Raw genomic sequence first — 25,510 nt, 5'->3', positions numbered from 1 at the left:
CGTTGAAATAATCGGCTCAACGCTACGAGCTGAGTTCAATGTGTCTTCACACGAATGGTATCAACTCCCCTTCTGAGGATCTGGCGAGAAGCCGGATAAACTATGTTAAACAGTATTTTAGTAATACTTTGTCTTATTGCCGTCAGTGCATTTTTCTCAATATCGGAGATCTCGCTGGCTGCCTCCCGTAAAATCAAACTGAAGCTGCTTGCCGACGAGGGCAACATCAACGCATCACGCATTCTGAAAATGCAGGAAAACCCCGGCATGTTCTTTACCGTGGTGCAAATTGGCCTGAATGCGGTCGCCATCCTTGGCGGTATCGTGGGCGATGCAGCGTTTTCTCCGGCGTTTTATAGCCTCTTTGTTAAGTACATGTCCGTAGAGCTGGCCGAGCAGTTGAGCTTCATCCTCTCCTTCTCCCTGGTCACCGGCTTGTTCATTTTATTCGCGGACCTGACCCCGAAACGCATCGGTATGATTGCGCCAGAAGCTGTGGCTTTGCGTATCATCAACCCGATGCGCTTCTGCCTGTATGTCTTCCGTCCGCTGGTGTGGTTCTTTAACGGCCTGGCGAACGTCATTTTCCGCATCTTCAAGCTGCCGATGGTGCGTAAAGACGACATCACCTCCGACGATATTTATGCGGTGGTGGAAGCCGGGGCGCTGGCAGGCGTGCTGCGTAAGCAGGAGCACGAGCTGATTGAGAACGTTTTCGAACTGGAATCCCGTACCGTGCCGTCCTCCATGACCGGCCGTGAAAACATCATCTGGTTCGATCTGCATGAAGACGAGCAGAGCTTGAAGACCAAAGTGGCGCAGCATCCGCACTCCAAGTTCCTGGTCTGTAACGAAGATATCGACCATATCATCGGCTATGTGGACTCCAAAGACCTGCTGAACCGCGTGCTGGCAAACCAGAGCCTGGCGCTGAACAGCGGCGTGCAGATCCGCAATACCCTGATAGTGCCGGACACCCTGACGCTCTCCGAAGCGCTGGAAAGTTTCAAAACCGCCGGAGAAGACTTCGCGGTGATCATGAACGAATACGCGCTGGTGGTGGGCATTATCACCCTCAACGACGTTATGACGACCCTGATGGGCGACCTGGTCGGCCAGGGGCTGGAAGAGCAGATTGTTCAGCGTGACGAAAATTCATGGCTCATCGATGGCGGTACGCCGATTGAAGACGTCATGCGCGTACTCGACATTGACGAGTTCCCGCAGTCCGGCAACTACGAGACCATCGGCGGCTTTATGATGTTTATGCTGCGTAAAATCCCGAAACGTACCGACTCGGTGAAGTTCTCCGGCTTCAAGTTTGAAGTGGTGGATATTGATAACTACCGCATCGACCAGCTGCTGGTAACGCGTATTGATAGCAAACCGACCGTGCTGGTGCCGAAACTGCCGGATGCCGAAGAGAAGGTGTCGGCGTAATCCTTTGTGTGCCCCACAAACATCAACGGCTCCCATCGGGAGCCGTCTTTTTAACTACTACTGCATAGCACGTTGGTTAAGCCATCTCAGTTTGCAGACGCATAACCTGACGGTTGACTTCGGACATCACAGACAAGTGCTGTTTGTCCTTCACTTTTGGGATAAGGATTTTGCCCTTATCGAACTCAAAAGCGCCAACATCCTTGATGTACAACCGTCCACGGAACAGGATCTTCACGTACTTCGCCACCTGAAGCGGGTTGTAGCGTTGGAAAATTTTCATTCTTGTATCTCCTGCGAATCATACGCTCTTGCGGTGCCACAATCGGCCCGACTGTCCTGAGCGCAAATTTTGATGCCCAATGACTATAGACCAGAACCTCGTACTTACCCAGTGTGCATAAGTTTATTTACCGTTTGATTACAATTATTCAGAATAATCTTTGCAAAGCGTGATACAGCGCAGTATATGCCGTCGTTTTTGCATGGATATGTGCGTTCGCCCGCAAACTGGCATCGGGATTGCGGGAAAAGCCTATTGATCGCACTTATGATTAAAAGCGCATGACCAAGTGGTCGGATCACCTGCTAACAATAAGGAAACACCATGACCCTACGTAACCTCCTGGCAGCAGCTTGCCTGTTGCTGCCGCTGATGGCTTCCGCACACAACATTGAAAAAGGACAACGTGTCCCGCCGGTCGGGATTGCTGACCGGGGAGAATTGATTCTCGACAATGATAAGTTTAGCTATAAAGCCTGGAATAGCGCGCAGCTTGCGGGCAAAGTGAGAGTTGTACAACATATTGCCGGGCGTACATCCGCTAAAGAGAAAAACGCTACCCTCGTGGAAGCGATCAAGGCCGCAAAACTCCCGCACGATCGCTACCAGACCACCACCATCGTGAACACCGACGACGCGATTCCCGGCTCCGGGATGTTTGTGCGCTCAAGCCTTGAGAGCAATAAGAAGCTCTATCCCTGGTCGCAGTTTATTGTCGACAGCAATGGCATGACGCGTAAGGCGTGGCAGCTGGAAGAGGAGAGTTCAGCGATTGTCGTGCTGGATAAAAACGGTCGCGTACAGTGGGTTAAGGACGGCGCGCTGACGCAGGATGAGGTGCAGCAGGTGGTTGCCCTGCTGCATAAGCTGCTGACTCAGTAAAGTGACACCCGGAAGCCCGGATTCAGGAATGACTCGCGCGGGGTGTAGTCCAGTGGCTTACCCTGCCAGTCATGCACATGCGCGCCAGCCGCCGCCGCCACCGCATGCCCTGCCGCCGTATCCCAGACGTTCGTCGGCCCGAAACGGGGGTACAGCTGCGCCTGCCCTTCCGCCACCAGACAGAACTTCAGCGACGAGCCAATCGACGTCGTCTGGTGTTCCCCCAGCTGTTGCAGGTACTCCTCCAGCTCGCTGTCACTGTGCGAGCGGCTGATCACCACCAGCGGAGGACGGGCATCACGCACCTGGATCTGCTTACGCACGCCGCACTCTTCCTTCCAGGCTTTACCTTCCGCCGCGCTGTACATCACCTTCATCACCGGGGCGTAAACCACGCCAAGCACCGCTTTTCCTTTTTCAATCAGGGCGATGTTGACGGTGAATTCACCGTTACGCTTGATAAACTCTTTCGTGCCGTCCAGCGGGTCGACAAGCCAGTAACGCTGCCAGTGCTGACGTTCATCCCAGCTCTGGGGCGCTTCTTCAGAAAGGACCGGAATATCCGGCGTCAGGGCCTGCAAACCTTTCAGGATCACCGCATGCGCCGCGATATCCGCCGCCGTCACCGGGGAGTCATCCGCTTTGCTGACAACATCCATCGGTTTCGCACCGTCGTACACCTGCATAATGGCATCACCCGCATCCCGTGCGAGCTGACAAATTTTATCTAACATTCTCCACCTCTTCGTTAACGCAGTGGGCATAACTTATTGTTTTAGTTATATCGTAATGTGAACAATTCCGCTATCTGTGAAGCAATTCTGGTTTCAGCACCCTTTTTTCTGGCAGCATTCACACTTCTGTAAGCAACAAATACTACATACATATTCTTTTGTGGCTTGGATCGAAAAAAGGACTCCTCAGATGATTAAGTTTAGCGCAACGCTCCTGGCAACGCTGATTGCGGCAAGCGTTCAGGCAGCGACGGTGGATCTCCGTATTCTGGAAACCACCGATCTGCACAGCAATATGATGGACTTCGATTACTACAAAGATACCCCTACGGAAAAATTCGGACTGGTACGCACGGCAAGTTTGATCAACGCCGCCCGCGGTGAAGTGAAAAACAGCGTGCTGGTCGATAACGGGGACTTAATTCAGGGCAGTCCGCTCGGCGACTACATGGCGGCGAAGGGGCTGAAAAAAGGCGAGGTCCACCCTGTCTATAAAGCGATGAACACCCTGGATTATGCGGTTGGCAATCTGGGCAACCACGAATTTAACTACGGCCTGAAATACCTGCACGACGCGCTGGCAGGGGCAAAATTCCCGTACGTTAACGCCAATATCATCGACGTTAAGACGAAGAAGCCGCTCTTTACCCCTTATCTGATTAAAGAGACCGAGGTTGTCGACCAGGACGGTAAAAAACAGACGCTGAAAATCGGCTATATCGGTTTTGTGCCGCCGCAGATCATGACGTGGGATAAAGCCAACCTCGACGGGAAAGTGACCGTCAACGACATTACCGAAACCGCGCGCAAATACGTGCCGGAGATGCGGGCGAAAGGGGCGGATGTGGTCGTCGTCGTGGCGCACTCTGGCCTCTCGGCCGACCCGTATCAGGTGATGGCTGAGAACTCCGTGTACTATCTCAGCCAGGTGCCGGGCGTGGATGCGATCCTGTTTGGTCACGCCCACGCCGTCTTCCCGGGCAAAGATTTCGTTGCTATCAAAGGCGCGGACATCGAAAAAGGGACGCTTAACGGTGTGCCATCGGTAATGCCGGGCATGTGGGGCGACCACCTTGGCGTGGTGGATCTGGTGCTGAATAACGACAGCGGAAGCTGGAAAGTCACGCAGTCGAAAGCGGAAGCGCGTCCGATCTACGACGCAGCGGCCAAAAAATCTCTGGCAGGGGAAGATAAAAAGCTGGTCGACGTCCTGAAGCATGACCACGACGCGACGCGTGAATTTGTCAGCAAGCCGATCGGTAAATCGGCTGATAACATGTATAGCTTCCTCGCGCTGGTACAGGATGACCCGACCGTGCAGGTAGTCAACATGGCGCAGAAAGCCTATGCGGAGCACTATATTCAGGGCGATCCGGATCTGGCAAATCTGCCGGTACTGTCTGCCGCGGCGCCATTCAAAGTGGGCGGCCGGAAGAACGATCCGGCCAGCTACGTTGAGGTGGAAAAAGGCCAACTGACCTTCCGTAATGCCGCCGATCTCTACCTCTATCCCAACACCCTCGTGGTGGTGAAAGCTACCGGGAAAGAGGTGAAGGAGTGGCTGGAGTGCTCTGCCGGGCAGTTCAACCAGATCGATCCGCACAGCAGCAAACCGCAGTCGCTGATTAACTGGGACGGTTTCCGCACCTACAACTTCGACGTGATCGACGGCGTGGAATATCAGATTGACGTTACCCAGCCCGCGAAATATGACGGCGAATGTCAGGCCATTAATCCGCAGGCAGAACGCATCAAAAACCTGACCTTCAACGGCAAAGCGATTGATCCGAATGCCACTTTCCTGGTGGTGACTAACAACTACCGCGCCTATGGCGGTAAGTTTGCCGGTACGGGTGACAGCCACATCGCCTTTGCCTCGCCGGATGAGAACCGTTCGGTGCTGGCGGCGTGCATCAGCGCGGAGTCGAAAAAGACGGGTGAAATTCATCCGGCGGTGGATAACAACTGGCGACTTGCGCCGATCCACAGCGACACTAAGCTGGATATTCGCTTTGAGACATCTCCGTCCGATAAAGCAGCCGCGTTTATCAAGGATAAGGCGCAGTATCCGATGCAAAAGGTCGCGACGGATGATATTGGGTTCGCGATTTATCAGGTGGATTTGAGCAGGTAGCGATGATTGTGCCGGGTGGCGGCTTCGCCTTACCCGGCCTACCCGCAATCCTCGATCCCGTAGGCCGGGTAAGCACAAGCGCCACCCGGCATTTCATGCCGCACGCTCTTCCCGGTTTGCCATCACCTGCGGCGTATTGACCTCAATCCAGTCGGCCAGCGCGGCCACCTTCTCGCTTACCTCCCGCCCCAGCGGCGTCAGGCTATACTCCACATGCGGCGGCACGACCGGATACGACACGCGATCGATAAACCCGTCATGTTCCAGCGCCTGTAAAGACTGAGCCAGCATCTTCTCGCTGACGCCGCCCATCTTGCGGCGCAGATCGCTGAAGCGATGCGTCCCCTGACGTAACGCCACCAGGATCAGCACGCCCCAGCGGCTGGTTACGTGTTTGAGCACCTCCCGTGACGGGCACTGTTCCGCAAAGAGGTTGCCATCGCGCATTTGCTCGCTGAGCGTTGGTATTGTTGTTTTCATACTTACCTTTTTGTACGTACTTACTAAAAGTTAGTTATGGTGATAGTGTGCCACAACACCAGACAAACACGAAGGAGATTCATCATGATCGCGATTACCGGCGCAATCGGCCAGCTTGGCCAACACGTTATTGAAGAACTGCTGAAAACCGTTCCGGCCAGCCAGATCGTGGCTATTGTGCGTAACCCGGCGAAAGCCGAAGCGTTGCGTCAGCAAGGGGTCGTTGTGCGTCAGGCGGATTACACCGATGAAGCCGCATTTACCACCGCGCTGAACGGCGTGGATAAACTGCTGCTCATCTCCTCCAGCGAAGTGGGCCAGCGTGCCGTACAGCACCAGAACGTGATAAACGCCGCCAAAGCCGCCGGGGTGAAATTCATCGCCTATACCAGCCTGCTGCATGCTGACAAATCTCCGCTGGGTCTGCACGTTGAGCACGTCGAAACCGAAAATGCCCTGGCGGCCTCCGGCGTGCCTTACGCTCTGCTGCGCAACGGCTGGTACACCGAAAACTACCTGGCAAGCGCGCCGCCAGCGCTGGAACACGGCGTATTTATGGGTGCCGCAGGCGAAGGCAAAATTGCCTCTGCGACCCGTGCGGATTACGCGGCGGCGGCAGCGAAAGTGATTTCTGAAGAGGGTCATGCCGGCAAGGTGTATGAACTGGCGGGTGATAATGCCTGGACGCTGAGCGAACTGGCTGCGGAACTGAGCAAGCAGAGCGGTAAGCCGGTAACGTATCAGAACCTCAGCGAAGCCGATTTCGCCGCTGCGCTGAAAGGCGTTGGTCTGCCTGCCGGGCTGGCGGAGATGCTGGCGGACTCCGACACCGGCGCGTCCAAAGGCGGCCTGTTCGACGACAGCCGTACCCTGAGCAAACTGATCGGCCGCCCAACCACATCACTGGCGGAAAGTGTCAAAGCCATCCTGTAGTTGTTAAAAATTGGTTATTTTTTGTGGCATCCCCTCGGGTCATCTCTGATAATGAAGCGATGACCCACAAGGAGGCTCACCGTGCAAGGCGTACCGGAACAGTTCACTGATGAGAGAGACAGCGCGCGCTTTCGCCATCTGGCGCAGCTGCCGGGCCTGGAGCTTTATCACGCCCATATCTCTGACTACGCCTTTGAGCCTCACACTCATGAAGCCTTCGGTATCGGCACCATCGAAACCGGTGCCGAACGCTTCCGCTATCGCGGTACCCAGCATCTTGCCGCGGAAAAATCCGTCGTGACCATGAACCCGGACGAGATCCACACAGGGGAATCCGCCACCGAAGGCGGCTGGCGCTACCGGATGGTCTACATCGAACCCGACCTGCTGGAAGAGGTCACCGGCCTGCGTCACTGGTGGTTTAATGACGTCACGCGCCACGACCCTTTGCGCTCGCAGCAGATTGGCCGGTTAATTTACGGCCTGTGGCACACCAACGATCCGCTGGCGCAGAAGGGGCTGCTACTGGATTTGATTCAGACTTTTCAGCCACTGGCCCATCATGCGCCGGTGGTGCAGGAGGCCGCGCACCGCTTCGAACGCGTTCGCGATTATCTGCACGACAACTATATGCGCTCGCTGACCCTGGACGAGCTGGCTAACGTTGTCTCGCTCAGCCCGTACCATTTTCAGCGCCAGTTCAAAGCCCATTTCCACGTTACGCCCCACCAGATGCTGATGGCCATCCGGCTTTGGCGCGCAAAAGCATTCCTCACCCACGGCATGCCTGCCGCCGAGGTGGCCGCCGCGACCGGGCTGACCGATCAGTCGCATTTAACCCGCGCCTTCACCCGTCGCTACGGCATCACGCCCGTGCGCTACCAGAAACAGGTTATGCCGCGCTAATGCGCAACCTCATACAATACGCGCGCGTTTTGCCCTCCTACACTGATCGCAAAGTGAATCAAGATGGATGGAAAAATGATTAGCGGCGTGTTGTATGCCCTGCTTGCGGGTTTGATGTGGGGGCTGATTTTTGTCGGCCCGCTGATTGTGCCGGAGTACCCGGCAATTTTGCAGTCGACCGGACGTTACCTGGCGCTGGGGCTGATTGCCGTGCCGCTGGCATGGCTGGGGCGCGCGCGTCTGCGTCAGCTGGGCCGCCAGGACTGGCTCACCGCGCTGGCGCTGACCATGATGGGTAATCTGATCTACTACGTCTGTCTGGCGAGCGCCATTCAGCGCACCGGTGCGCCGGTGTCCACCATGATTATCGGCACGCTGCCGGTGGTCATCCCGGTGTTCGCGAACCTGCTTTACAGCCAGCGTGACGGCAAACTGGCGTGGTCAAAAATGGCGCCCGCTCTGGTCTGCATTGCCGTGGGCCTGGTGTGCGTGAATATTGCCGAGCTTCGCCACGGCCTTGAAAACTTCAGCTTGTGGCGTTACGGTTCAGGGATCTTTCTGGCGTTTATCTCGGTTGTCTGTTGGGCATGGTATGCCCTGCGCAATGCACGCTGGCTGCGGGAAAACCCGGATAAACATCCGATGATGTGGGCGACGGCGCAGGCGCTGGTCACCCTCCCTGTCTCGTTGCTGGGCTATGTGGGCGCGTGTGTCTGGCTGGGTAGCCAGCAACCGGCATTTACCCTGCCCTTCGGACCGCGCCCGTGGGTATTCGTCGGGTTAATGGTCGCCATTGCCGTGCTCTGTTCGTGGGTGGGCGCGCTGTGCTGGAACATTGCCAGCCAGAAGCTGCCGACGGTGATACTGGGGCCGCTGATTGTCTTTGAGACACTGGCAGGGCTGCTCTATACCTTCCTGATGCGTCAGAGCGTGCCGCCGCTGCTAACGGCCTGCGGGATCGCGCTGCTGGTCGTTGGGGTGGTGATTGCGGTGAGAGCGAAGCCGGAAAAACCGATGGTCGTTCCGGCGTCGGAGGGGTGAGCTTTTCGCCCAGCGGCGCTTCGCTTGCAGGGCCTACAAAACCGTAGGCCGGGTAAGCGAAGCGCCACCCGGCACAGTATCAGAACGTTTCCCAGTTCGCTTCAGACGCCGCCGCGACGGGCTGCGCTTTAGGTGCATAGGTCTTAACCGGCGCGGCTTTCACCGCCTGGTTGCGGGTGATCTTAAACACCGCCACCGCGTCGTTCAGGCGTGCAGCCTGATCTTCCAGCGCCGCCGCTGCCGCCGCAGACTCTTCCACCAGCGAGGCGTTCTGCTGGGTGACGCGATCCATCTCCGCCACCGCCTGACCCACCTGGTCGATACCGCGGCTCTGTTCGTCGGAGGCCGACGCAATCTCACCCATGATGTCCGTCACGCGCGTAACCGCATTGACGATCTCCGCCATCGTCGCGCCCGCTTCATTTACCAGCTGAGAACCCGCGTTGACGCGTTCGCCGGAATCATCGATCAGCGCTTTGATCTCTTTCGCCGCCTGCGCGCTGCGCTGGGCAAGGGTACGCACCTCGCCCGCGACAACCGCGAAGCCACGTCCCTGCTCGCCCGCGCGCGCCGCTTCTACCGCCGCGTTCAGCGCCAGAATATTGGTCTGGAAAGCAATGCCGTCGATCACGTTAGTAATTTGCGCGATTTTGCTGGAACTGGTGGCGATTTCGTCCATGGTGCGCACAACGCCCTCGACCACGTTACCGCCCTTCTTCGCGGTGGAGGAGGCGTCCAGCGCCAGACGCGACGCCTGACGCGCGTTATCGGCGTTTTGCTTCACGGTGGCGGTTAACTGTTCCATGCTGGCTGCCGTCTCTTCCAGAGAAGCGGCCTGTTGCTCGGTACGAGAGGAGAGATCGTTGCTGCCCGCCGAGATTTCACCCGCGCCGGTGTAGATGGTATCTGCGCCTTCACGCACCACGCCCACCGTGTTGGCCAGCGCAGTCTGCATCTCCTGAACGTTGCGCGCCAGGATCGCCATTTCATTTTTACCCTCAGCCTGAATCGGCTGGGTTAAATCCCCTGCGGCAATGGCGCGGATATGGTTGATCACCTCTTCCAGCGGCAGCAGCAGCACGCGGCGCATCGCAATCCAGCTGGAAATAATCACCGCGATCACCAGCAGCATCACCGCAGAAAGGATCCACAGAATGCGTTTGTAGTCGCTTTCATTGTCCCGGATCCCTTTGGCGGTCAGCGCGGCCTGCGCCTCACGCCACTCGCGATAAACCTTTTGCATCGCGGTCTGCTTCTGTTCGGCATTTTGTTTGAACATATCTTCCAGATTGCCCTGCCCCAGCAGAACGTTCATTTGCGTCAGCGTGGCGGAGTAGACGCGGTATTGCTCTTCCAGACGATCGGCCAGGTGCTCGTCCATACCCGGCGTTTCCGGCAGCGCGTAGTATTTATCGTAATGGATCTGGGCATCGGCCAGCAGGTTTTTCGCGGTATTGACCAGCTCGTTCAGCTGCCCGCCGTTAATCTGCGACGCCATGCTGCTTTGCAGGCGCAGCATGCCGCGGTTGAGAGTGACGCGCGCCTGGTTCAGGCTGATCCAGGCGTCGGTAAACTCCGCGACGTTCTGGCTGGAAAGCTGAGAAACGGTGAAGTTCTCTTTATCGTTATTGAGTGCGTTAATGAAAATGCCAGCGGAGATCAGCTGCATGATGCCGAGCACAAGCAGCACCGAAATCAAAAGAGTAATGACTTTTATACGTTTAAACATGCGTTGCCTTTTTTATATACAGGTATTGTCTGACCTGTATCTATCGGCACGTTCGGCAGGTTGTTTACTGTTTCTCCACCTTTAAAAACTTTCGAAAGCCCTTTTCTGCATTCAATCAGCAAGTTAAAAGCACGCTTTTTTTGTGATCCCCTTCTCATTTTCACCCTTGCCTCTAAAGGGTTATAGTATCCACCTAAAGATGTATTTAAAATGCACCTTATATTCCTGATGATGAGGTAACTGTTATGGCCTTCCGCGACCAACCCTTAGGCGAGCTGGCGCTCTCCATCCCTCGCGCTTCTGCGCTGTTCCGTAAATACGATATGGATTACTGCTGCGGTGGTAAGCAAACGCTGGCGCGCGCAGCGTCGCGTAAAGAGCTGGATGTGGAGGCTATCGAAGCGGAGCTGGCTCAGCTGGCTGAACAGCCTGTCGACAAAGACTGGCGCACCGCGCCGCTGGCTGAAATCATCGACCATATCATTGTGCGTTACCACGATCGTCACCGCGAGCAGCTGCCGGAGCTGATTTTACAGGCGACCAAAGTTGAACGCGTTCATGCCGATAAACCTTCCGTACCGCGCGGCCTGGCGAAATACCTGACCATGCTGCACGAAGAACTTTCCAGCCACATGATGAAAGAGGAGCAGATCCTCTTCCCGATGATCAAACAGGGCATGGGCAGCCAGGCCATGGGGCCCATCAGCGTGATGGAAAGCGAACATGATGACGCCGGCGAACTGCTGGAAGTGATCAAACACACCACCAACAACGTCACACCGCCGCCAGAAGCGTGCACCACCTGGAAAGCCATGTACAACGGCATTAACGAGATGATCGACGATCTGATGGAACACATCAGTCTTGAGAATAACGTTCTGTTCCCGCGTGCATTATCGGGTAAATAAAAAAGCCCGGTGGCGCTAGCGCTTACCGGGCCTACAACATCCGCGAACGTAGGCCGGGTAAGCGTCAGCGCCACCCGGCAACATGCTTAGCGCATGCCCGCCATACGTTTCTTACCGATAAACAGCCAGCCAAGCCCCAGCGCGATAAACCACAGCGGCGTGACCATCAGCGCCTGTCGGGTATCTTCTTCCAGCGTCAGCAGCACCAGCACGAAGACGAAGAACGCCATGCACACCCAGCACATCATCTTGCCCAGCGGCATCTTGTAGATCGACTTCTCGTGCAGGTGTGGACGCTGCTTGCGGTACACCAGGTACGAGCAGAGGATGATGGTCCAGACGAACATAAACAGGATCGCCGACACCGTGGTGATCATGGTGAACGCGCCGATTACGCTCGGGTTGACGTAGAGCATCACCACACCGCCCAGCAGACAGATGCAGGAGAAGGTCAGCCCTTTCGCTGGTACCGCGCGTTTAGACAGTTTGGCAAACGCGCTCGGAGCAACGCCCTCCTGCGCCAGGCCGAACAGCATACGGCTGGTGGAGAAGACGCCGCTGTTCGCGGAAGAGGCCGCAGAGGTCAGCACCACGAAGTTAATCAGGCTCGCGGCAGCAGGCAGCCCCACCAGCACGAACAGCTCGACGAACGGGCTCTTGGTTGGCACCACCGAGCTCCATGGCGTCACGGACATAATGACGATCAGCGCGAACACGTAGAACATGATGATACGCAGCGGAATGGAGTTAATCGCGCGCGGCAGGGATTTCTCCGGATCTTTGGTTTCCGCCGCCGTGGTACCGACCAGCTCAATCCCGACAAACGCAAACACCGCAATCTGGAAGCCGGCAAAGAAGCCGCTGATACCTTTCGGGAACCAGCCGCCGTCATTCCACAGATGGGCAAACGAGGCCTGTACGCCGGTTGGCGACTGGAAGTGCGTCAGCACCATCACCAGCCCGACGACAATCAGCGCGATGATGGCGACGATTTTGATCATCGCGAACCAGAACTCCATCTCACCGAACATTTTAACGGTGGCGAGGTTCAGGCTCAGCAGCAGAACAATCACCGCCAGCGAAGCCACCCAGTCCGACAGGCCGGGGAACCAGAATTGGGCGTAGGCCGTAATAGCGACAACATCCGCCATGCCGGTAACCACCCAGCAGAACCAGTAGGTCCAGCCGGTAAAATAGCCCGCCCACGGGCCGAGCAGGTCTGACGCGAAGTCGCTGAAAGATTTGTATTCGAGATTCGACAGCAGCAATTCACCCATTGCACGCATCACGAAAAAGAGCATAAAACCGATGATCATATAAACGAAGATGATCGACGGGCCGGCAAGACTGATGGTTTTGCCCGAGCCCATAAACAGCCCGGTGCCGATGGCTCCACCAATGGCAATAAGCTGAATGTGACGGTTCGTGAGATTTCGCCGTAGCGACTGTTCAGACGTCGCCTCTTCTGCGGCGGCGACTTTGACCTGATCTACCATGTGATATTTTCCTGTTTATGCCTGTCTGTGTTGTTAAGGCTCTTCTGGCCTTTATATACGCCAAATAAATGACGGACCCTGTGTAAGGACTAATCGATAGTAGGTAAGAATCGGCGGGATGAATACTATGATTTGAATATTATGTTAATAATATGTTGAAAGTGAGTGTCATATCACTCATACAGCGCGAAACAGCTCACAAAAATACACGTAACAGTTTCGTTTGCAATACAAAATGTTGATTTCGTCGTAACTCCGGGTTTTATCGCTATTTTCCTCTCCCCGATCGGAGAGAGGAAAATAAGAAAAACCGATTACAGGATTTCCAGCAGCTCGACTTCAAACACCAGGGTGCTGAATGGCGGAATGGACGCGCCAGCGCCACGCTCGCCGTAAGCCAGGTTGTGCGGGATAGTGAGTTCCCATTTGGAACCTACTGGCATCAGGGTCAGGGCTTCGATCCAGCCTGCGATAACGCCGTTGACCGGGAATTCAGCCGGTTCGCCACGCGCGACGGAGCTGTCGAACACGGTACCGTCGATCAGCTTACCGGTGTAGTGTACGCGAACGTGGTCGGTACGCGCCGGGATTGCGCCATCACCCTGATTGATTACGCGGAACTGCAAGCCGGACTCGGTGCTGTTCACGCCTTCACGCTCACGGTTCTCTTCCAGATATTTCACGCCTTCTGCCGCCATCTCTTCGAAACGCGCGCGACGTACGGCGTCAGCACGTTCGTGGATTTCACGCAGCGCACGGTGCACAACGTCAACCGGCACAGCGGGCTGCTTGCCTTCCAGCGCGTCAGCGATACCCGCCACCAGCGCTTCCGGTAACAGACCTTCCAGGCCGGATTCGCTCAGCTGCTGTCCTACCTGCAAGCCGATGCCGTAGCTTGCCTGCGCTTCGATAGTGTCAAAAGTCGGGGTGGTCATGGGTTTTCCTTCCATCACATTTAAAGTAGCGGGCAGCATATCAGCCATGCCCTTATGGGTAAAACTTTGTCTTAAGTAAAGGTGACAAACTGCGACGAAACGGAAACAATAGTAGCCGTCAGGATTTTCCCTAATATATGTCACGAAAGCTGGCTTTGTTACGCCCATCAGGCAGTTAGCAAACTACACTTCTCAGGACAGGATAAAAAGACGCGGAGCAGGAGGAGAGCCATGCCCGGGCGATTTGAACTGAAACCTACCCTGGCGAAAATCTGGCATGCGCCGGATAACTTTCGCATCATGGACCCGCTGCCGCCTTTGCACCGCAGAGGCATTATTATCGGCGCGTTGCTGATCGTCATCGGCTTCCTGCTTCCTTCCGGCAGTGACAACGTTGATACCGCGCCGGTCAGCCGGAATGCTGAGCTGGATATCCAGTCGCAAAGCCAGCCGCAGCCTGATTCACAGCCGATGCAGACGCAGCTGGTCACACCGTCTAACGATCCGGGCCAGGTTGCGCCGGTTGAACCTGAACCGGTTCAGGAAGATCAGGAGCAGGCCGCCGCCCCTTCAGAGCCACAGGCGCAACAGCCCACCGGCATTGAGCAGCAGTGGCGTTCGTATCGCGTAGAGCCTGGGAAAACTCTTGCCCAGCTGTTCCGCGACCACAATCTGCCAGCAACGGATGTGTATGCCATGGCGCAAGTCGAGGGGGCAGGCAAACCGCTCAGCAACCTGCAAAATGGTCAGATGGTGCAGATCCGCCAGAATGCCAGCGGGGTGGTGACCGGGTTAACGATCGATACCGGAAACGGGCAGCAGGTACTGTTTACCCGCCAGCCGGACGGCAGTTTCATCAGAGCACGTTAATGGCCCAGGCCGGGTAAGGCGATGCCGCCACCCGGCACTTTTGTTCTCAGGCACGCCGTTTATTCACCCACCAGATCCCCGAGCAGACCAGCACCAGCGCAATCGCGTATTTGATGTCCAGAATGTTTTCGCCGAGGAAGATGGCGGAGAGCACCGTCCCTGCTACAGGTATGACAAAGTTGAACGGGGCAATCATACTCACGCGGTTTACTTTCAGCAGCGCGCTCCACAGGGCGAACGCCACGGATGAGAGCAGCGTCAGATACCCCAGCACGGCGACGGCTTTCATGCTGTGCACCTCCAGCGTCCCGCCCGTGGCATAGCCTCCCGCAACCAGTGCCGCCCCGCCTATCCCCAGCTGCCAGCCAGTCATCACCGTCGGGTCAACGGTCTGGGAAATGCGTTTCCCGTAAAGCGTGGCCGCAGAGAGAATAAAGGCGGCCAGCACCACAAATCCGTCACCTTTCCAGACAAACTGGAACTCACTTAACCCGCTGTGGAAGTTCACCAGCATCACCCCGGCAAAGCCCAGAACACATCCCAGCGTTTTGTTATAGCTGAGTTTGTCGTTGTGGTAGATAAAGTGCGCCAGCAGCACGCTGAAGAAGGTCCCGGTGGCATTCATGATGGAGCCGTTCACCCCGGTCGTGTAGGCCAGGCCGATATAAAAGAAGGTGTACTGGAGGGAGGTCTGGGTCAGTCCGAGGATCGTGAGCTGGCCAAACTGCGTGGGCGTGAGCCTGCCAATCGGCTTTCGCTGGGCCATGGCAAAAAGCAGCAGCAACGCGCCGGCAAACAGAAAACGGTATCCGGCAAAGACGACTTTGGAGGGGATATCAACGGTCGCGATCTGAAAGAGTTCGTAGCCACTTTTAATGGCCGGGTACGAGCTTCCCCAAAGCAGACAGCAGAGCGTGGCGCAGGCATAGGCCACATTGCGACGGGCAAAGACGGGCGTGGGCAGAGCAGTATCCATGACAAATCTCATAAATAAAATTGCGTTTCAATTTATTATCAGAGAATGCGTCAGGAATAGCGACCTTACAAGAGCAAAAGATGACGCAGGGTCACGCTAAAAAGCAAAACGCCGGCACAAGGCCGGCGCTTCGACGCGAGCAGAGTAAAAAATTACTCAGCTACTACGTTAACAACCAGTTTAGCGAACACTTCGCTGTGAACCTGGAAGTCAACTTCGTGCTCACCAGTGGTACGCAGAACGCCGTTCGGCATACGAACTTCGCTCTTAGCCACTTTAACGCCTGCCGCAGTAACTGCATCAGCGATATCGCGGGTACCGATGGAACCGAACAGTTTACCTTCGTCGCCAGCTTTAGACGCGATAGTAACGGTGCCCAGTGCGTTGATTGCTTCAGCGCGAGCGTTAGCAGCCGCCAGAACGTCAGCCAGTTTGGCTTCCAGTTCAGCACGACGTGCTTCGAAAAACTCTACGTTTTTCTTAGTAGCTGGAACAGCTTTACCCTGTGGAACCAGGAAGTTACGAGCGTAACCCGCTTTAACGTTTACCTGATCACCCAGGCTGCCCAGGTTTGCTACTTTATCAAGCAGAATAACTTGCATTACCTTATCCTCTTAAAGTCGTATTAATGGACCGTGCCCGATTACTGATGACGATCAGTGTACGGCAGCAGAGACAGGTAGCGAGCGCGTTTGATAGCGCGAGCCAGCTGACGCTGATATTTTGCACGAGTACCGGTGATACGGCTTGGGACAATCTTACCGCTTTCGGTGATGTAGTTTTTCAGCGTTGCGATATCTTTATAGTCGATCTCTTGAACGCCTTCCGCGGTGAAACGGCAGAACTTGCGACGACGGAAATAACGTGCCATATGGCTAGTCTCCAGAATCTATCAAATCAATCTGCTCGGCATGCAGAACCATTTTGCTCAGGCCGTTCTTTGCCTTGTGGCAAGAAATGAACCCCTGAACGATTACTGCACTACCGACCGTTAAACTGTGAGTAATGGCCTGGTTTTCGTGTCCGCTAATAATCACGGGCATTTGGCACCACGCCTGCCGGTGAAACCCGGCTTCCTCTTGCACAGAACGATGCTCAAGCACGAACTGGCAATGCGGAATTCCTGATGGGCTGACCTTTCGAAGGGGGGTCCTGCACACGGTGCCGGACAACACCAGACGGTTGGTCATCAGAAATTACTCTTCAGAATCCCCAGCATCAGAATCATCTGCGGTTTCGTTTGCGAAATCATCGCGACGCTCACGGCGCTCGTCTTTCGCTTTAACCATCGGAGATGCTTCGGTCACTGCGTGTTTGGTACGCATAACCATGCTGCGGATAACGGCATCGTTGAAGCGGAAGGTAGTTTCCAGCTCATCGATCACTTCCTGCGGAGCTTCAACGTTCATCAGAACGTAGTGTGCTTTGTGCAGTTTGTTGATCGGGTAAGCCAGCTGACGGCGGCCCCAGTCTTCCAGACGGTGGATCGTGCCTTCTGCACCAGTGATGGCAGCAGAGTAACGCTCGATCATGCCCGGAACCTGTTCGCTCTGGTCAGGGTGGACCATAAAAACGATTTCGTAATGACGCATCGAATTGCTCCTTACGGATTATTCAGCCTCCTGTCTGGGTCAGCCGAGGCCCGGGGAGGCAAGGAACGTGTTAAAGGTCGGCTGAAAAATTGACGCGTCATAATACTTGCGCCCCCCAGGAAACTCAAGCTGATTGCACAAATAATTCGCACAAAGGGTAAAGCTGTTCTAAGTGGGTGATTTAAAATCGCACTCATCAGAAGCGCTGTTTTTTTGAACAACACCATCAGAAATGGTCACCCATCGCAACCCGGGTAGCGATTACACTTTAATCAGAGACACTGAACAGAGAAGGAGAACATTACCCCGTATCACAGCACGCAGTCGTGGAGCGCATATCATGAAAAGAATCGCAATCGCCATTTTGGCTGCGCTTTTGCTCAGTGCAAACGCGATGGCAGCCATCAGAATAGACAGCCAACAGGCCAGAAACATGGATGATGTGCAGAGCTTAGGCGTTATTTACATCAATCATAACTTCGCCACTGAAAGTGAAGCAGATCAGGCGCTTAATGAAGAAACCGATGCGCAGGGCGCAAAATACTATCACGTCATGCTGACACGTGAGCCCGGCAGCAACGGTAATATGCACGCCAGTGCAGATATTTATCAGTAACGCTTTATCGCTAACACCAGGAAAGCCAACGAAAATCAAAGCCATATATAATTTGCCCCCTGCCCGGGGGCTTTTTTTATGAATGGCTCCGGAATACCACCGGTTACAACTGTTTCGGTATTCCAGAGCACTTATTCACTTCTGCCCGTAATAAGCATTCGGGCCGTGCTTACGCATGAAATGCTTGTTCATCAGGTAATCATCAATGCCCTGAAGCTGTGGATTAATGCCGCGCGCAATCCACGCCATTCTGGCCACCTCTTCCATCACCACCGCGTTATGCACGGCGTCATGCGCATCTTTACCCCAGGAGAACGGACCATGCTGGTACACCACAATACCCGGCGTATGCAGTGGTTCCGTCTCACCCAGCGTTTCGATAATGACCCTGCCGGTGTTAAGTTCGTACTCGCCTTCGACCTCAGCCTGCGTTAACGCTCGCGTGCAGGGAATATCGCCGAAGAAGTAATCTGCGTGCGTCGTACCCAAAGCAGGGATCGCCAGCCCGGCCTGTGCCCAGGCGGTGGCGTGCGTGGAATGGGTATGCACAACGCCCCCCAGAGACGGGTAACGCTGATACAGCGCCAGGTGGGTTGCCGTATCAGAAGAAGGGCGCCATTTGCCTTCAACGACGTGTCCTTCCAGGTCAACCACCACCATATCGTCCGCTTTCATGGCGTCATAGGCCACGCCGCTCGGCTTAATCACCACTAGCCCCTGCTCGCGATCGATGGCGCTTACGTTGCCCCAGGTAAACGTCACCAGTCCATAGCGCGGGAGATCCATATTGGCTTCAAAGACCTGCTGTTTCAGCTTAAGCATGTTCCGCCTCCATCAGCCCTGCCCGCGCCATGCGCTCGCGCACCCAGTCCCGGGCTTTCGCCACTTCTGCCGCCGGGTCGTCCGCGGTTTCGCTCCACATCTCAATCAGGTAAGGCCCGCAATAACCTGTCTGTTTGAGCGTCTGGAAGCACCGTTCGAAATCCACCACCCCGGTGCCGAACGGTACGTTTTTAAACACGCCAGGACGGGTATCTTTAACGTGCACCGCCACGATATGCCCGATGCCCGCCTGAAGCTCCATCTGTACGTCGTTATCCCATGCCGACAGGTTTCCGATATCCGGATAAAGCTGGAACCATGGGTTGTTCAGATAGTGCGCATAGCCCAGCGCCTTGCTGATGGAGTTCATCAACGGATAATCCATGATCTCCATCGCCAGCGTCACCTGCGCACGGCTTGCCATCTCAACGCTCTCTTTCAGGCCCTCCCGGAAACGACGGCGCGTTTCATTGTTGGCTTCCTGATAGTAAACATCATAACCCGCCAGTTGGATCACGCGGATGCCGACATCCTGTGCAAAGCGAATGGCTTTACGCATGATCTCCAGCCCTTCGGCGCGTACAGCATCATCTTCGCTGCCAAGCGGAAAACGACGATGAGCGCTCAGGCACATGGATGGCACGCGCACGCCGGTTTCGGCAATGGCGCTCACCAGCGCCAGACGCTGGTCGCGGCGCCAGTCCAGGCGAGAAAGACGCTCGTCCGTCTCATCCACAGACATTTCGACAAAATCGAAACCCAGCTGCTTCGCCAGCTGCAACCGCTCCAGCCAGCACTCCCCCGCAGGGAGTGCCTTTTCATAGATGCCAAGCGGGACCTGTTTTGACAACATACCCGCTCCTTAACCCCAAAGCTGAGCGATTGAGCGTTTGAACTGACGCGCCGCTTCCACCGGAGACGCAGCATCACGAATGCTACGACCGGCAATAAAGACGTGAATCGGGATACCCTGGAACAGCGGCAGATCCTCCAGCGCCAGGCCACCGGTGACGGTCACTTTGAAGCCCATATCGGCCAGACGTTTGATCGCGCTGATATCGGCTTCGCCCCACGCCACGCCTGCGGCCTGCGCATCACGGCTACGGTGATAAACCACCTGCTGGATACCCGCTTCGCGCCACTCCTGCGCCTGCTCCCAGGTCCAGAAACCGGTCAGTTCAATCTGCACGTCGCCGTTGAACTCTTTCGCCACGTCCAGCGCGCCTTTCGCGGTGTTGATATCCGCACAGCAGATCACGGTGACCCAGTCGGCGTTGGCTTCAAAGCACATGCGAGAGAGGATTTTGCCCGCGTCGGCGATTTTGGCATCCGCCAGCACGATTTTATGCGGATAGAGCGCCTTCAGGTCACGAACCGCACGAACGCCTTCGCCCACGCACAGAATGGTGCCGACTTCGATGATGTCCACTTCTTCCGCAATCAGACGGGTGGTTTCGTAAGCGTGAGACAGAGTCTGGTTATCCAGCGCGACCTGCAACATTGGTAATGACATTTTCAATTCCTCTTAAACGGCCGCCGCAGTGGCGTTATCAATTAAATCCAGCACGTCCTGCGCGGTACGACAGGCGCGTAAACGGTCAAAATTAGCTTCATCATCAAACAGATTGACGATCTGCATGATCCCCACCTCCTGGTGGGTGTTGGCATCGACAGCCGCCATGGTGATCAGAATATCGACCGGGTCGTTATCTTCGTGGTTGAACACCAGTGGTTTTTTCAACGTCACCAGCGCAAAACCGGTTTTCTTGACGCCCTCTTCGGGACGGCCATGCGGCATTGCCAGCCCCGGGGCAATCACAAAATAGGGTCCAAACTGCGCCACGCCATCCAGAATGGCCTGGTAATAATGCGGCTCGACAACGTCCGCCTTAACCAGCAGGTCCACGCCCAGCTTCACCGCTTCCTGCCAGGTGCTGGCTTCGGCTTGTAAAAGGATGGAGTTATTCTCTGCCAGCGAATCACGTAGTTTCATGTGGCATCCTTACTTCACGTCTTGTGGGAAGTGTTCTTTGATCACTTCCAGCAGCTTTGGCCCGAAATCCGCAGGCGACAGCATGTTGCGTACGCCTACCACGTATTTGTTGCCCGACACGCTAATCTCGCCGGCAATGTGCGTTGAGGCGATGATGATGTCCGCGCCGTTCAGTTCACTTTTGTATTCACCCACTGCGCAGCTGTTCACCGTGTGGTCAATGTTTGACTGGGTTAAAAACTGGTCCACTTTCATCTTCATGATCATGGAGCTACCTTGCCCATTGCCACACACAGCCAGGATACGTACGGTCATAATCGAAACTCCTTAATGAGCAGACACTTCTGCTGTTTGTTTTTCTGCATCTTCTTCAGCCCGCAGCGAACGGCCAGCGAAGAACATATAAGCCAGGGCAATCAGGATGATGACGGCCATAAAGACCAGCCCGACGGACGCAAAGCCCTGCATCATCGGCGGCGCCAGAATTGACCAGTCCGCCATGCCCATCCAGGCGCTCATGCCGGTGAGCTTGACCGCCCACACGCACCCGAAGATTTCAATCATGCCCATCACCAGGCAGATCTTGAGCGCTGCGCGCCATCCGCCGAAGTGGTTAGCAAATACGCCAATAGTGGCGTTGGAGAAGAACATCGGGATAAAGCCAGGAATAATCAGGATTGAGGAGCCACAGCCCACCAGGATGCCGACCGCAATCAGCTGGCCGATGGTGCCCCACATAAAGCCCCAGACGACGGCGTTTGGCGCAAAGCTATAGATAGCCGCACAGTCAATCGCCAGCACCGCGCCAGGGATCAGGCGCTGGGAGATGCCGTTAAACGCTTCCGACAGTTCGGCGACGAACATACGCACGCCCTGGGTGATGATGAAAATGGCCACCGCGAAGGAGAAACCGGTTTGCAGGATATAGACCGTCCAGTGGGTTTTACCCGCCATCGCCTGCACCACGTCAATGCCAAAGGAGAGCAGGATGGCACCGAAGAAGATGGTCATCACAATTGCCGTGGAGACGATGTTGTCGTGGAAGATATTCAGCCAGCCAGGCAATTTGAGATCTTCAACACTCTCCTCTTTTTTGCCCAGGTACGGCGCAACTTTGTAAGCAATCCAGGAGGCGAACTGCTGCTGGTGACCGATGGAGAAGCCGCAGCCGTCCGTAACGTCCTGCGTTGGCTTATACATCATGTTGGAGGTGATGCCCCAGTAAAGCGAGACCAGTATTGCCGTGCAGATGACGGTGGTCCACATTGGGTAGCCGAAGATATAGAGAGAAACCGCAATCAGCCCCGCCTGCTGGAACATGATGTGCCCGGTGAGCATGATGGTGCGAATACCGGTGATGCGGCGCAGGAGCACGTAAATGATGTTCAGCGCCAACGCGAGCAGTACCGCATACCCAACCCAGCTGTACGCATCCCCCATACGATCGATGGTGGCCATCATGGACGCGTAAGTGTCAGAGATGGCGCCGTTAATGCCGTACACCTCTGACATTTTGGCAACAACCGGCTTAAACGTGCTGGTCAGAATGCCAGACCCCGCCTGCAACAGCATAAAACCAATGATGGTTTTGATGGTGCCTTTGATAATCACGCTGACGCTTTTGCGCAGCAGGATGTACCCCAGGCACGTCACGATACCCAGCAACAGCGGGGCGTTGGTCATTACCTGATTAAAGAACACGGTAAAGACGTTGTAGAGGATCTCCATAACTCTCTCCAGAAAATGAGAACACGAGGGGCAATCCCTGTGTGGTTGGTGTCATCACTCTATTAATCACAAATAATCATCACAAGATTGCATTTGATTATTTGTGACGGATCACGCAATTTATTTCCATGGTATTAGTAATGATTTTCACTACCAATCCAACCAAATAAATAAATTCTTAAATTTCAATACATTAATCATTTATAACGGTTATCTTAACAACGTCATGAAGTTTTTTCTGTGAGGTAGCGAGGGGAATTTTCCGCAAATCAGCCATTGCAAATCGATTAAAACAGTGCCAGCATTAATCACAACAAGTCACATAGTGATTACTTTTGATTAAAACCAGGAGTCAAACGATGAGTAAAGTGAAAACCATCACCCGTGAATCATGGATTCTGAGTACCTTTCCGGAGTGGGGTAGCTGGCTGAACGAAGAGATCGAGCAGGAACAGGTTGCTCCTGGCACATTTGCGATGTGGTGGCTGGGCTGCACCGGGATCTGGCTGAAATCAGAAGGCGGCGCCAACATTTGTGTTGATTTCTGGTGCGGCACCGGCAAACAGAGCCACGGCAATCCACTGATGAAAAAAGGCCACCAGATGCAGCGTATGGCCGGCGTTGAAAAGCTCCAGCCGAACCTGCGCACCACGCCTTTCGTGCTGGATCCTTTTGCCATTCGTCAGATCGACGCCGTACTCTCTACCCACGATCACAACGATCATATCGACGTGAACGTGGCGGCAGCGGTAATGCAAAACTGCGCGGACGACGTACCGTTTATTGGGCCGCAGACCTGCGTGGATTTGTGGATTGGCTGGGGCGTGCCAAAAGAGCGCTGCATCGTGATGAAGCCGGGCAACGTAGTGAAAATCAAAGACATTGAAATTCACGCGCTGGATGCCTTTGACCGTACCGCGCTGATCACCCTGCCTGCCGACCAGAAAGCCGCAGGCGTACTGCCAGACGGGATGGATGAGCGCGCGGTGAACTACCTGTTCAAAACGCCTGGCGGTTCCCTGTATCACAGCGGTGACTCCCACTACTCCAACTATTACGCGAAGCACGGTAACGAGCATCAGATTGACGTGGCGCTTGGCTCTTACGGTGAAAACCCGCGCGGGATCACCGACAAAATGACCAGCGCAGACATGCTGCGTATGGCCGAAGCGCTGAACACCAAAGTGGTGATCCCGTTCCACCACGATATCTGGTCAAACTTCCAGGCCGATCCGCAAGAGATCCGCGTCCTGTGGGAGATGAAAAAAGACCGCCTCAAGTATGGCTTCAAGCCGTTCATCTGGCAGGTTGGCGGCAAGTTCACCTGGCCGCTGGATAAAGACAATCTTGAGTACCACTACCCGCGTGGTTTCGATGATTGCTTTACGATTGAACCCGATCTGCCGTTCAAATCCTTCCTCTGATTCTGAGGCCCAATCGCCAGACCTTGCGTCTGGCGATGTCATATTTATCTTAGTAATTTCACGCTATTTCAAATATCATCTTTTCAAATCAATTCTTATCGGAATAGCTCATGACGGAAGCGCAACGGCATCAAATTTTACTGGAACTCCTGGCGCAAACAGGGTTTATCACCGTCGAGAAAGTGATCGAACGTTTAGGGATCTCCCCCGCTACCGCGCGGCGGGACATTAACAAGCTGGATGAGAGCGGCAAGCTGAAAAAAGTCCGCAACGGTGCAGAGGCCATCAGCCAGCAGCGTCCACGCTGGACGCCGATGAACATCCACCAGGCGCAGAATCACGATGAAAAGGTGCGGATTGCCAGAGCGGCATCACAGCTGGTAAATCCTGGAGAAAGCGTGGTGATCAACTGCGGTTCGACGGCGTTTCTGCTGGGCCGTGAGATGTGCGGCAAGCCGGTGCAGATCATCACCAACTATTTGCCGCTGGCCAACTATCTCATTGACCAGGAACATGAAAGCGTGGTGATCATGGGCGGCCAGTATAACAAGAGCCAGTCCATCACCCTTAGCCCGCAGGACAGTGAAAACAGCCTCTACGCCGGGCACTGGATGTTTACCAGCGGCAAAGGTCTGACGGCGGATGGCCTGTATAAAACCGATATGCTCACCGCAATGGCAGAACAGAACATGCTTAACGTAGTGGGCAAACTGGTGGTGCTGGTCGACAGCAGCAAGGTCGGTGAACGCGCCGGCATGCTTTTCAGCCGCGCCGAGCAAATCAGCATGGTGATCACCGGCAAAAACGCCAACCCCGAGATCCTCAGCAAGCTGGAGGATCAGGGTGTCACAGTGCTGCGCGTTTAAAGGTGCTGACGGAAGAATTCCACGGTTGACTCCAGCGCGGCCGGGGTAATACGGTGCCGGACACCTGCTCCCCACAGGCAGGTCAGATTGCTGTCCAGCCCTTCGCGCTGTAGCGCCTGTTGCAGGCGGAACGTTTCACCGGGCGGTACGACGTCATCGGCGTCCCCATGCCACAGAAGCAGCGGACGATCGGCCAGCTGCGAAAGCGCATGGCTGACGTCCCATTCAGACAACAGGGCCTCAATCTCCTGAGGGGCCTGCGGCGGGAACAGCGTCTTTGCCAGTGATGTAAAGTAGCCCGATCCCATCAGGCAAGCGACAGACGTCACCTCCGGATGCCTGGCCATGATCCCCAGCGCCGTCATTCCGCCCATTGATGCGCCTGCGACCGCCAGCCGTTTCCCCTCCACCAGCCCGGCCTGCAAGAGCGCGTCACGCAGCCCGGCGAACTCGGTCAGATTGCCGTGCAGCGTTTGCCAGAACAGCCCCAGCCGCGCCTGCTCATCGCCCGTAAAGCGTGCCCCATGATTCGGCGCATCAGGCATGACCACCCGGAAACCGGCCTGCGCCAGCGCGACGGCAAAATAGCTGTAGACCAGCTTCGAGGAGAGAAAGCCATGATAGAAAACTACTGTCGGCAGCGGCTGTTCACCTTTACCAGCCGAAAAAGCATGGATGATTTCATGCCCACTCAGCTGGCGAGTTTCAATTTCAATCATTGT

General features: G+C 55.4%; 29 protein-coding genes. 11 read left to right on the top strand and 18 right to left on the bottom strand.

Annotation, left to right across the window (positions count from 1 at the left end):
* The first annotated feature begins 102 nt into the window (after positions 1–102).
* Positions 103–1,440: a polyamine export protein PaeA gene (locus L379_RS20340; RefSeq protein WP_006810357.1), complete on the top strand. Its 1,338-nt coding sequence runs from the start codon at positions 103–105 to the stop codon at positions 1,438–1,440.
* 76 nt (positions 1,441–1,516) lie between these two features.
* On the opposite strand, the gene L379_RS20345 is transcribed toward L379_RS20340, so the two are convergent.
* Complete coding sequence (locus L379_RS20345) at positions 1,517–1,723, bottom strand: DUF1107 domain-containing protein (protein ID WP_003856054.1); 207 nt, start codon at positions 1,721–1,723, stop codon at positions 1,517–1,519.
* Positions 1,724–2,047: 324 nt separating this feature from the next.
* Between L379_RS20345 and L379_RS20350 the strand changes: the two genes are divergently transcribed.
* Positions 2,048–2,605, top strand: a complete 558-nt coding sequence (locus L379_RS20350; protein ID WP_015572489.1) for a YtfJ family protein — start codon at positions 2,048–2,050, stop codon at positions 2,603–2,605.
* Here L379_RS20350 and cysQ read toward each other — a convergent pair.
* Positions 2,599–3,339 carry a 3'(2'),5'-bisphosphate nucleotidase CysQ gene (cysQ, locus tag L379_RS20355; protein ID WP_015572488.1) on the bottom strand — a complete coding sequence of 247 codons (741 nt, stop codon included), beginning with the start codon at positions 3,337–3,339 and terminating at the stop codon, positions 2,599–2,601. The two genes, L379_RS20350 and cysQ, sit on opposite strands and share 7 nt — an antisense overlap.
* Positions 3,340–3,529: 190 nt before the next feature.
* Here cysQ and L379_RS20360 point away from each other — a divergent pair, with 190 nt between their 5' ends.
* Positions 3,530–5,473 (top strand): bifunctional 2',3'-cyclic-nucleotide 2'-phosphodiesterase/3'-nucleotidase, encoded by a 1,944-nt coding sequence (locus L379_RS20360; protein ID WP_032652307.1) that lies wholly within the window; start codon positions 3,530–3,532, stop codon positions 5,471–5,473.
* Positions 5,474–5,566: 93 nt separating this feature from the next.
* Here the strand turns inward: L379_RS20360 and L379_RS20365 are convergent, their stop codons facing one another.
* Positions 5,567–5,953: a winged helix-turn-helix transcriptional regulator gene (locus L379_RS20365; RefSeq protein ID WP_032652305.1), complete on the bottom strand. Its 387-nt coding sequence runs from the start codon at positions 5,951–5,953 to the stop codon at positions 5,567–5,569.
* An 84-nt stretch (positions 5,954–6,037) separates the two neighbouring features.
* Here L379_RS20365 and L379_RS20370 point away from each other — a divergent pair, with 84 nt between their 5' ends.
* The 3 genes from L379_RS20370 (at position 6,038) to L379_RS20380 (ending at position 8,833) form a co-directional block, all read left to right on the top strand.
* Positions 6,038–6,886, top strand: a complete 849-nt coding sequence (locus L379_RS20370) for an SDR family oxidoreductase (protein WP_032652304.1) — start codon at positions 6,038–6,040, stop codon at positions 6,884–6,886.
* An 81-nt stretch (positions 6,887–6,967) separates the two neighbouring features.
* Positions 6,968–7,792: an AraC family transcriptional regulator gene (locus L379_RS20375; protein WP_017694662.1), complete on the top strand. Its 825-nt coding sequence runs from the start codon at positions 6,968–6,970 to the stop codon at positions 7,790–7,792.
* A 75-nt stretch (positions 7,793–7,867) separates the two neighbouring features.
* The gene (locus tag L379_RS20380) at positions 7,868–8,833 is read left to right on the top strand and encodes a DMT family transporter (protein WP_017383939.1); all 966 of its coding nucleotides are present in this window, start codon (positions 7,868–7,870) and stop codon (positions 8,831–8,833) included.
* 79 nt (positions 8,834–8,912) lie between these two features.
* Here L379_RS20380 and L379_RS20385 read toward each other — a convergent pair whose 3' ends face one another.
* Positions 8,913–10,562, bottom strand: coding sequence for a methyl-accepting chemotaxis protein (locus L379_RS20385; protein WP_015572485.1), 1,650 nt, complete (start codon positions 10,560–10,562; stop codon positions 8,913–8,915).
* 245 nt (positions 10,563–10,807) lie between these two features.
* On the opposite strand from L379_RS20385, the gene ytfE reads away from it, so the two are divergent.
* Positions 10,808–11,470 (top strand): iron-sulfur cluster repair protein YtfE, encoded by a 663-nt coding sequence (ytfE, locus tag L379_RS20390; protein WP_015572484.1) that lies wholly within the window; start codon positions 10,808–10,810, stop codon positions 11,468–11,470.
* Positions 11,471–11,556: 86 nt separating this feature from the next.
* Here ytfE and cycA read toward each other — a convergent pair whose 3' ends face one another.
* Together cycA and fklB are read right to left on the bottom strand one after the other, a co-directional pair.
* Positions 11,557–12,966, bottom strand: a complete 1,410-nt coding sequence (gene cycA / locus L379_RS20395; protein WP_032652302.1) for a D-serine/D-alanine/glycine transporter — start codon at positions 12,964–12,966, stop codon at positions 11,557–11,559.
* A 314-nt stretch (positions 12,967–13,280) separates the two neighbouring features.
* On the bottom strand, positions 13,281–13,901 hold the full coding sequence (gene fklB, locus L379_RS20400; protein ID WP_008502892.1) for an FKBP-type peptidyl-prolyl cis-trans isomerase: 621 nt from the start codon (positions 13,899–13,901) through the stop codon (positions 13,281–13,283).
* A gap of 231 nt (positions 13,902–14,132) precedes the next feature.
* Between fklB and L379_RS20405 the strand changes: the two genes are divergently transcribed.
* Positions 14,133–14,771, top strand: a complete 639-nt coding sequence (locus L379_RS20405; protein WP_015572481.1) for an OapA family protein — start codon at positions 14,133–14,135, stop codon at positions 14,769–14,771.
* A 46-nt stretch (positions 14,772–14,817) separates the two neighbouring features.
* Here L379_RS20405 and L379_RS20410 read toward each other — a convergent pair whose 3' ends face one another.
* From L379_RS20410 to rpsF, 5 genes are all read right to left on the bottom strand, one after another.
* Positions 14,818–15,747 carry a DMT family transporter gene (locus L379_RS20410; protein ID WP_032652299.1) on the bottom strand — a complete coding sequence of 310 codons (930 nt, stop codon included), beginning with the start codon at positions 15,745–15,747 and terminating at the stop codon, positions 14,818–14,820.
* Between the two features lie 152 nt (positions 15,748–15,899).
* Positions 15,900–16,349, bottom strand: a complete 450-nt coding sequence (gene rplI / locus L379_RS0123795; protein WP_006810372.1) for a 50S ribosomal protein L9 — start codon at positions 16,347–16,349, stop codon at positions 15,900–15,902.
* A 41-nt stretch (positions 16,350–16,390) separates the two neighbouring features.
* Entirely contained in the window at positions 16,391–16,618 is a 228-nt protein-coding gene (rpsR, locus tag L379_RS20415) for a 30S ribosomal protein S18 (protein ID WP_000135199.1), read from the bottom strand.
* A 4-nt stretch (positions 16,619–16,622) separates the two neighbouring features.
* Complete coding sequence (priB, locus tag L379_RS20420) at positions 16,623–16,937, bottom strand: primosomal replication protein N (RefSeq protein ID WP_003856035.1); 315 nt, start codon at positions 16,935–16,937, stop codon at positions 16,623–16,625.
* A gap of 6 nt (positions 16,938–16,943) precedes the next feature.
* Positions 16,944–17,339, bottom strand: a complete 396-nt coding sequence (gene rpsF, locus L379_RS20425; RefSeq protein ID WP_003856034.1) for a 30S ribosomal protein S6 — start codon at positions 17,337–17,339, stop codon at positions 16,944–16,946.
* Positions 17,340–17,679: 340 nt separating this feature from the next.
* Here rpsF and yjfY point away from each other — a divergent pair, with 340 nt between their 5' ends.
* Entirely contained in the window at positions 17,680–17,955 is a 276-nt protein-coding gene (gene yjfY / locus L379_RS20430) for a DUF1471 family protein YjfY (RefSeq protein WP_017383944.1), read from the top strand.
* Between the two features lie 135 nt (positions 17,956–18,090).
* Here the strand turns inward: yjfY and L379_RS20435 are convergent, their stop codons facing one another.
* The 6 genes from L379_RS20435 to ulaA are packed head-to-tail and all read right to left on the bottom strand — an operon-like array spanning position 18,091 to position 22,498.
* Positions 18,091–18,777 carry an L-ribulose-5-phosphate 4-epimerase gene (locus L379_RS20435; RefSeq protein ID WP_017383945.1) on the bottom strand — a complete coding sequence of 229 codons (687 nt, stop codon included), beginning with the start codon at positions 18,775–18,777 and terminating at the stop codon, positions 18,091–18,093.
* Positions 18,770–19,630, bottom strand: coding sequence for an L-ribulose-5-phosphate 3-epimerase (locus L379_RS20440; RefSeq protein WP_032652297.1), 861 nt, complete (start codon positions 19,628–19,630; stop codon positions 18,770–18,772). Before L379_RS20440 ends, L379_RS20435 begins: the two co-directional genes overlap by 8 nt.
* 9 nt (positions 19,631–19,639) lie before the next feature.
* Positions 19,640–20,290 carry a 3-keto-L-gulonate-6-phosphate decarboxylase UlaD gene (gene ulaD / locus L379_RS20445; RefSeq protein WP_017694667.1) on the bottom strand — a complete coding sequence of 217 codons (651 nt, stop codon included), beginning with the start codon at positions 20,288–20,290 and terminating at the stop codon, positions 19,640–19,642.
* Positions 20,291–20,302: 12 nt separating this feature from the next.
* A complete protein-coding gene (ulaC, locus tag L379_RS20450) occupies positions 20,303–20,770 on the bottom strand; it encodes a PTS ascorbate transporter subunit IIA (protein ID WP_017694668.1) in 468 nt (155 codons plus the stop codon).
* Between the two features lie 9 nt (positions 20,771–20,779).
* Positions 20,780–21,085, bottom strand: a complete 306-nt coding sequence (ulaB, locus tag L379_RS20455) for a PTS ascorbate transporter subunit IIB (RefSeq protein ID WP_003856022.1) — start codon at positions 21,083–21,085, stop codon at positions 20,780–20,782.
* A gap of 12 nt (positions 21,086–21,097) precedes the next feature.
* Positions 21,098–22,498 (bottom strand): PTS ascorbate transporter subunit IIC, encoded by a 1,401-nt coding sequence (gene ulaA, locus L379_RS20460; RefSeq protein ID WP_017694669.1) that lies wholly within the window; start codon positions 22,496–22,498, stop codon positions 21,098–21,100.
* A 359-nt stretch (positions 22,499–22,857) separates the two neighbouring features.
* Here ulaA and ulaG point away from each other — a divergent pair, with 359 nt between their 5' ends.
* Together ulaG and ulaR are read left to right on the top strand one after the other, a co-directional pair.
* A complete protein-coding gene (ulaG, locus tag L379_RS20465) occupies positions 22,858–23,922 on the top strand; it encodes an L-ascorbate 6-phosphate lactonase (protein ID WP_032652293.1) in 1,065 nt (354 codons plus the stop codon).
* A gap of 110 nt (positions 23,923–24,032) precedes the next feature.
* Positions 24,033–24,788 carry an HTH-type transcriptional regulator UlaR gene (ulaR, locus tag L379_RS20470; protein ID WP_003856014.1) on the top strand — a complete coding sequence of 252 codons (756 nt, stop codon included), beginning with the start codon at positions 24,033–24,035 and terminating at the stop codon, positions 24,786–24,788.
* Here the strand turns inward: ulaR and yjfP are convergent.
* Positions 24,785–25,507, bottom strand: a complete 723-nt coding sequence (yjfP, locus tag L379_RS20475; RefSeq protein ID WP_023302960.1) for an esterase — start codon at positions 25,505–25,507, stop codon at positions 24,785–24,787. The genes ulaR and yjfP overlap by 4 nt on opposite strands.
* Between the last annotated feature and the right edge of the window lie 3 nt (positions 25,508–25,510).

Origin of the sequence: Enterobacter sp. MGH 33 (assembly GCF_000534535.1) — a bacterium.
Classification (GTDB): Bacteria; Pseudomonadota; Gammaproteobacteria; order Enterobacterales; family Enterobacteriaceae; genus Enterobacter; species Enterobacter hormaechei_C.
Note: the sequence above shows the minus strand (reverse complement) of the source record. Positions and strands in the feature narration are given on the sequence as shown.